Annotated in this window: 6 protein-coding genes and 1 pseudogene; 4 read left to right on the forward strand and 3 right to left on the reverse strand. The window is 45.5% G+C overall.

The features are described 5' to 3' along the window. The first annotated feature begins 131 nt into the window (after positions 1–131). Positions 132–1,205, forward strand: coding sequence for a class I SAM-dependent methyltransferase (locus tag QUA13_RS30895; RefSeq protein ID WP_333204712.1), 1,074 nt, complete (start codon positions 132–134; stop codon positions 1,203–1,205). A gap of 4 nt (positions 1,206–1,209) precedes the next feature. Continuing rightward, positions 1,210–1,389, forward strand: a complete 180-nt coding sequence (locus QUA13_RS30900; RefSeq protein WP_333204714.1) for a hypothetical protein — start codon at positions 1,210–1,212, stop codon at positions 1,387–1,389. Between the two features lie 143 nt (positions 1,390–1,532). Here the strand turns inward: QUA13_RS30900 and QUA13_RS30905 are convergent, their stop codons facing one another. Continuing rightward, positions 1,533–3,257 carry a zinc metalloprotease HtpX gene (locus tag QUA13_RS30905; RefSeq protein WP_333204716.1) on the reverse strand — a complete coding sequence of 575 codons (1,725 nt, stop codon included), beginning with the start codon at positions 3,255–3,257 and terminating at the stop codon, positions 1,533–1,535. Between the two features lie 241 nt (positions 3,258–3,498). Between QUA13_RS30905 and QUA13_RS30910 the strand changes: the two genes are divergently transcribed. Together QUA13_RS30910 and QUA13_RS30915 are read left to right on the forward strand one after the other, a co-directional pair. Further along, complete coding sequence (locus tag QUA13_RS30910; protein ID WP_333204718.1) at positions 3,499–4,782, forward strand: glutamate-5-semialdehyde dehydrogenase; 1,284 nt, start codon at positions 3,499–3,501, stop codon at positions 4,780–4,782. Positions 4,783–4,912: 130 nt separating this feature from the next. Next, a complete protein-coding gene (locus QUA13_RS30915) occupies positions 4,913–6,028 on the forward strand; it encodes a formylglycine-generating enzyme family protein (protein WP_333204720.1) in 1,116 nt (371 codons plus the stop codon). Between the two features lie 313 nt (positions 6,029–6,341). On the opposite strand, the pseudogene QUA13_RS32940 reads toward QUA13_RS30915, so the two are convergent. Together QUA13_RS32940 and QUA13_RS30920 are read right to left on the reverse strand one after the other, a co-directional pair. After that, positions 6,342–6,413: pseudogene (locus tag QUA13_RS32940) on the reverse strand (hypothetical protein); the annotation flags it as partial. Next, complete coding sequence (locus QUA13_RS30920; RefSeq protein WP_445242764.1) at positions 6,394–6,666, reverse strand: transposase family protein; 273 nt, start codon at positions 6,664–6,666, stop codon at positions 6,394–6,396. The gene QUA13_RS30920 and the pseudogene QUA13_RS32940, both read right to left, overlap by 20 nt. Positions 6,667–6,821 lie beyond the last annotated feature (155 nt).

Consider the following 6,821-nt stretch of genomic DNA (forward strand, 5'->3'; position numbering starts at 1 on the left):
ATCCATTTTTAATTGTCACAATCAAGTATTGCATATAATTGTATTACAATCATGATAATGATTTAGGATTGCTATATTTGTACGACTCATTTAGGATTGCTATAACTGTTGAACACCATTACCATTAAATTATGATGACACAAACATTCGATCAAACCAAAGCCGAAGCATTCGCCGGACGGATGCTGGACACTCTCAACAGTGGCGCACTCGCTGTGATGATTTCGATCGGGCATCGCACCGAACTGTTCGACACAATGGCAGAATTGCCGCCCTCAACCAGTCAACAAATTGCCGATGCTGCCGGATTGAACGAACGCTACGTGAGGGAGTGGCTGGGTGCAATGGTAACGGGTCGCTTAGTGGATTATAATTCGATCGACAAAACCTACTCCTTGCCGACAGAATATGCAGCATTCCTGACCAGAGGTGCCAGTTCCGACAACATTGCCCCCTTTGCTCAATTCATTCCCCTACTGAGTTCAGTGGAGGATCGAATTATCGATTGCTTTTACAAAGGCGGCGGTGTACCCTACTCCGAGTTCAAACGTTTTCACGCGGTGATGGCAGAAGATAGCAATCAAACCGTGGTATCGGCGCTATTTGAGCACATTCTGCCACTGATTCCCGGGCTTACCGAAGCATTAGAAAAGGGTATTGAGGTGCTAGATGTCGGCTGCGGTTGCGGGCAAGCACTCAACAAGCTGGCTGAAGCCTTTCCGAATAGCCGATTCACAGGCTACGATTTTTCGGGAGAAGCAATCGCCAATGCCAACACCGAAGCCCAATTGCGGAAATTAAGCAATATCCAGTTTGAGGTAAAGGATGCCGCCACATTGGATGAATGCGATCGCTACAATTTGATTACCACATTCGATGCCATTCACGATCAAGCCAGACCAGATGTTGTGCTGCATAACATCTACAATGCGCTGCGATCCGATGGCGTTTACCTGATGCAAGATATCAACGCCACAACGGATGTCGGCGGTAATCTAGACCATCCCATTGCCCCCTTCCTCTACACCATTTCTTGTATGCACTGTATGAGTGTTTCTTTAGCCTATGGCGGCATGGGATTGGGCGCGATGTGGGGGCAAGAAAAAGCGCTACAAATGTTGAGTGAAGCTGGGTTTGCCAGCGTTGAAATCAAGCGGCTAGCCCATGATTTGATGAACAACTATTATCTTATCAAAAAGATCTAAAATCATGTGCAAACTTTGTGCGATCGGTCAAAAATGGCAGAAGAAAAAACAGCCTAACTCAGGCTTGTTGGATACCAGCCAATTTTCGGTATTTATCGATCTGAAGCAATTGTCTTCCACACCGGAATTCAAATCAGCTCAACCACTTAACAGCGATCGGTCATCAGTTAAGCCCCTGGTTTAACACCCAGGAAGTCTGATCGGGAAAAGGTTGGTCTGTGAACTGCTTAAGTTGATACTAATGCTTGAGTCCTTAACCCTGACTTAAGAGGAATAAAGTCTTCACTATGAAATTGTTTGTAGTAAGGACTTTATTCCTTTCAACTTTTAAGCAGGAAATGATATAAATAGCGAGACAATACCGATCGCGATCGCCCCTATACCCATCACAACAGACCAGAAGCGGTGATAACTCTTAACCGTCGTACCGCTATCGCTTTCAAGCTGAATCAAATCCATCCAAGGTGCAACACCCCGGCGGAACCAACCCAAAGCACTAACATCCATTCCAATCAAACTTTCAACCCGTTTCATCCCAAACATAAAATTACCAATTGGTCCAAAACGAGAAGCATATCGCAGATAAATCATTCCCGTTCTGTCTTGCAATTTCAAATCAGAACCGAAGGTATAACCCGCATCGCCGCGACCAATTAATTCGCCTTGCAGTTTCGCAGGTTGACCCCGCAAAGGACTTGCATAAGGGTCAGACATTAAGGTTAAAACATCCAAGTGTTCTGCTTGTTGGTAATTCGGGAACATCACCAGAGTTTTCAGCAAAATTCCCGCGCCCAAAGCGATTAAAGGACAAGCAACCATCATCATCGGATTTGCAGCAGACAGCGAAATGCCGATCGCAAAACCCACCGCTAAGCCCAGAGTTTCTGCACTGTACAGCAGCAAATCGAACACAAAATTGCCGTACAATCTCCGCTTGCTCAAATCGTTGCCTTCGCCGACAATTCGGCCCATGTCAAACTCAATATCCAAGCCTAATTGTTCGGCATAAGTGCTCAAAGCGCGAACTCGTTTACCAGTCAGCGGGTGAGTAGAGTTCAACTCCATCCACCAACCCCACGGATTAAAAATATCCCACAAAAACACTCGCCCAATCTTTTCTGGTTCCGAAGAAATCCTGTAAGCAGCGCCGGTAGATGTGGCAGCTTTCGCATCGTAAATGCCTAAAGCGCGAGTTCCTTCTAACAAACGGCTGGGTTCAGTTGCTCTTTGTCCTTCTTCCAAAATACCGTAAGCAATTTTTACCAAAGCGCGGGATAGAGCGTTGGGGTTGCCGGTAGTTTGGGCCGCAAAATAATCTGCAAAATATTCTCGCGTCCGCGACAAATACAGCAATAAATAAGTGCCTGCGATGTAAAACAAATAAGCAACAGCAGCTACCGTACCGGCCGCATCTTTAGCTTTGTCGCCACCACTTCGACCCATTCTTTGAGCTGTTGTGTAAATTAAATAAGTAATCTGCACCAAAGTCGAAGCTAAAGTCATTACTGCAAAGTCCCAGTGGACGATGTGACCGAGTTCGTGGGCGTAAACAGTGGCAATTTCATCGTCGTCTAAATAGGTGAAAAGACCTTGACTGACGACTAAGCGAGCGCTGTTTGGAAATGAACCGTAAGTAAAAGCAGTAGGGTTTTGGTCGTCGATAATTCCTAAACGCGGCTGCTGGAGTTTTTTCTGCTTGCAAACCTTCTGAATAACTTTCGCTGTTTCGGGACTTAGGCTTTCAATTTCTGCTAGGGAAACCCAGCGAGTATTGTAGAGCCAATTTTGGGTTAAGTCCATCAAGTAAGGCGATAGGAAAAAAGCAGCGATGTTAAAAATCAGGGTAATCGGAAGTGCGATCGCCAATCCGGTGACTGGATCGGGACTGTTGAGAATCAAAACAGAGGCTAAAGATAGCGCTAACACCATACCAAACAGCAGGCTGAGGGTGACGCCGGAAGCTAAAACGAGATTTCCGCCAGTTTTCTGTATCAGTTTAACCCCGGCTTTGGCTGCTCGCCCTGCCTTGCGTAAAGGGGCGTGAGATGACATAATAATCTCCTAAGGTTATTGACAAATTGAAATGACCGTGAGATTTTATCTATACTTCACTGTTGTAACCTGTAATTACAAATCGCTGTAAGGGGTCTCAACAAAAATATAGAATTTCCTTGAGAATTGTTAAGATTAAAAACCGCCCCAAAATTTATTTTTTGGGGATTCAATTCAAAAGTCAAAACCCAAAGCCCAAAACTCAAAACCCAAAACTCAAAATTATTTAAAACTTACTGCCATGTCTATTATTGAAATTGCCCAAAAAACGCGCGTATCTGCTAGAAAATTGGCAGTTTTGTCCGCTGATGCCAAAAATCAAGCTATTGAGGCTATAGCTAAAGCTTTAGAAGCTGCTGCGCCGGATATTGTGGCGGCGAATGCTGCTGACTGCAAGGCGGCTGAGGCGGATGGAATTGCGAAACCGCTGTACGATCGCCTAAAGTTGGATGAGAGCAAGTTGAAAAGTGCGATCGCGGGCGTGCGCGACGTTGCGAAACTCCCAGATCCCGTAGGTTCCGTGCAAATTCACCGCGAATTGGATACAGGATTAATTCTGAAGCGCGTCACCTGTCCTTTGGGCGTTTTAGGCATTATTTTTGAAGCGCGCCCAGAGGCGTTAATTCAGATAGTATCCTTGGCAATCAAATCGGGAAACGGCGTCATTCTCAAAGGCGGGAAAGAGGCTGTTCGTTCCTGCGAAATATTGACAAAAGTGATACATCAAGCATTAGCAGAAACTCCTGTTAATCCAGAAGTTGTGCAATTGCTGACCACGCGGGAAGAAACAATCGAACTGCTCAAAATGGATGAATATGTAGATTTGATTATTCCCAGAGGTTCTAATTCCTTCGTGCGGTTCGTGCAGGAAAATACACGAATTCCCGTGTTGGGACACGCCGACGGAATTTGTCATTTGTACGCAGACAAAGCAGCGGATATTCAGAAAGCCGTAGAGATTTCGGTAGATGCAAAAACCCAGTATCCAGCCGCCTGCAATGCCATTGAAACTTTGTTAGTTCACAGTGCGATCGCCCCCGTTTTCTTGCCCGCTGTCGCCGCAGCTTTGCAGCAGAAAAAAGTAGAACTGCGGGGAGACGAAAAAACTCGCGCCATCCTCGAAAATATTGCCGAAGCGACAGAAACAGATTGGTCTACAGAATACAGCGATTTGATTTTGTCAATCAAAATAGTAGATTCTGTGGAAGAGGCAATTAACCATATCAATACATACGGTTCCAGACACACAGATGTGATTGTTACCGAAGATAGCGAAACCGCCGAAACATTTTTAAATGGAGTCGATGCGGCCGGAGTTTATCACAATTGTTCGACTCGATTTGCCGACGGTTTCCGCTACGGCTTCGGTGCAGAAGTGGGGATTAGCACGCAGCAAATGCCGCCTCGCGGGCCTGTTGGTTTAGAGGGTTTGATTACCTATAAGTATCGAGTTGTTGGAGATGGTCATGTTGCCGTGAGTTATGTAGGGAAAGATGCGAAGGAATTTACACATCGAGATTTGTAATACAAGATTTACGCAACTGGCATAATTAGTAGGGTGCGTCAGAATTCTAGACCCTGAATAATCACCGTAGAACTGAGTTTGACCCACTCTTAAACTGGATAGATGTGTGACACTTACGTAAGTCCCGATTATGACAGAAAATCCAAATCAACCCAGAGAATACGATGCTGTCCTTGGCGGTGAATCTCAAGTGCCATTAGGTGCGGCTGTCTTAGGCGGGATTCCCGGTATTAAAATTCGGTTAGCTTCTCCCATTGTTGAGGTGAAAGTTGCTGCACTGTCTGAAGCACTCAGCAGATATGGGGACGCAGGTTTAGATTTAATAATTGCGGCACTGCAAGATGAATCAATCGCGGTAAAATTTGCAGCCTATTCGCTGCTTAAAGATAGAGATGAACCAAGTCTAAAACAGCAGTTCCAAAAATATTTGCCTACTTTTCACTTTGATGTCATCACAGTTGATGCTGAAGGAAAAGAAAACAGTCGCCGCCGTGATTATGCTCACTTGTTCCCCGAAGATTTAGGGAATGGAAGTGTACTGGAAATGGTTTATATTCCCGGCGGCACATTTATGATGGGTACCCCAGCCACAGAGGAAGATAGAAGAGATAATGAAAGTCCGCAGCATCAAGTAACTGTACCCGCTTTTTTTGCAGGTAAATATCCCATCACCCAAGCACAGTGGCAAGCAGTGATGGGATGCAACCGATCCTTTTTCAAAGGTGTAAAACGTCCTGTTGAATGTGTATCGTGGAATATGGCCGTCGGATTCTGTCGCCAACTCTCGCAACAAACCGGGAAAAAATATCGCCTCCTGAGTGAAGCAGAATGGGAATACGCCTGTCGTGGGGGTACAACAACCCCATTTTATTTTGGGGAAACCATTACCCCGAAATTAGTCAACTATGGGGGATACTCCCCCCACGCAAACGCCCCCCAAGGACTTAACAGCAGAAAAACAACTGCTGTCGGGAGTTTTCCTCCGAATGCCTTTGGGATGTACGATATGCACGGCAATGTTTGGGAATGGTGCAGCGATAGGTGGCACGAAAACTATAGCGGCGCACCAACTGACGGAAGTTCGTGGGAAACTGGCAGAGAGGATCGCCGGGTGCTGCGTGGGGGTTCCTGGGAAATCTATGCAGTCCGTTGCCGCAGTGGCGTTCGTGAGTGGCTATCGGCGGATCACAGTTGGAGGCCCTGGGGTTTTCGCGTAGCGGTAGCGTCGGTTTCTCCGCCGTCCTAGTTTTCCCGGCGAAGACTCTTCTTTACCCTTTTACCCTCTGCACTTTTGCCTTTTCCATGAAGACCAAAGGGCGATCGGAATCGAATTGTACCTAAATTTTAAAAGAGAAAGCTGTTAGAAGCTTTCAAAGAGCATAAGTTAGCAGAAAAAGCAGGTGAATCAGGGCGATCGCAGTTGGGATGATTTTAAGAGTGCGCTGTTATATTATTGTTTGTTTCCGACATAGATGGCTGGTAAAACCCACCCAATAGCCTGTAGATACATAATTTCTTGGAAGACTGAACCCATAATTTGTTGCAACCATGGTGATAACTTATGAAGAAAAAACTTTCGGATCTAGCTTTTCAAACACCAGACTAAATGTATCATCGCTGGGGATGCCATTGGGTAACTCTAAAAAATTTTCTAACCATTGTTATTTTTCTAACCATTGTTGCTTGCTGAGTCCATAATTTTCGATGTCTTCCCACCCCGCCGGCACCGGCGATCGCAGCTAATATGGTAATGACCAGAATGTCTTTAAGTAAATGTTGTTTGGTTCTGTCTACTCTCGGGTCTGGTATGTCATCAAAATAAGTTGAAGGCGCAGTAAGTGTTGCATGGAGATGGGTTGAGAACTGTCGGGCTTCGCTAATGATTTTGGCTCATTTACAACACGATCGAATCCTTTCTCCATGGATTTTTCCTCACCATTCGTGACACAGATGAAGCAGTATTATAGAACCCATTTGAGATCTTTTTAGGGGGTAACTGGAGCAGCAAGTCGTTTGAGCATCAATCTGATAAAACAAAG

The sequence above is a fragment of the Microcoleus sp. S28C3 genome (genome assembly GCF_036700785.1).
Classification (GTDB): domain Bacteria; phylum Cyanobacteriota; class Cyanobacteriia; order Cyanobacteriales; family Microcoleaceae; genus Microcoleus; species Microcoleus asticus.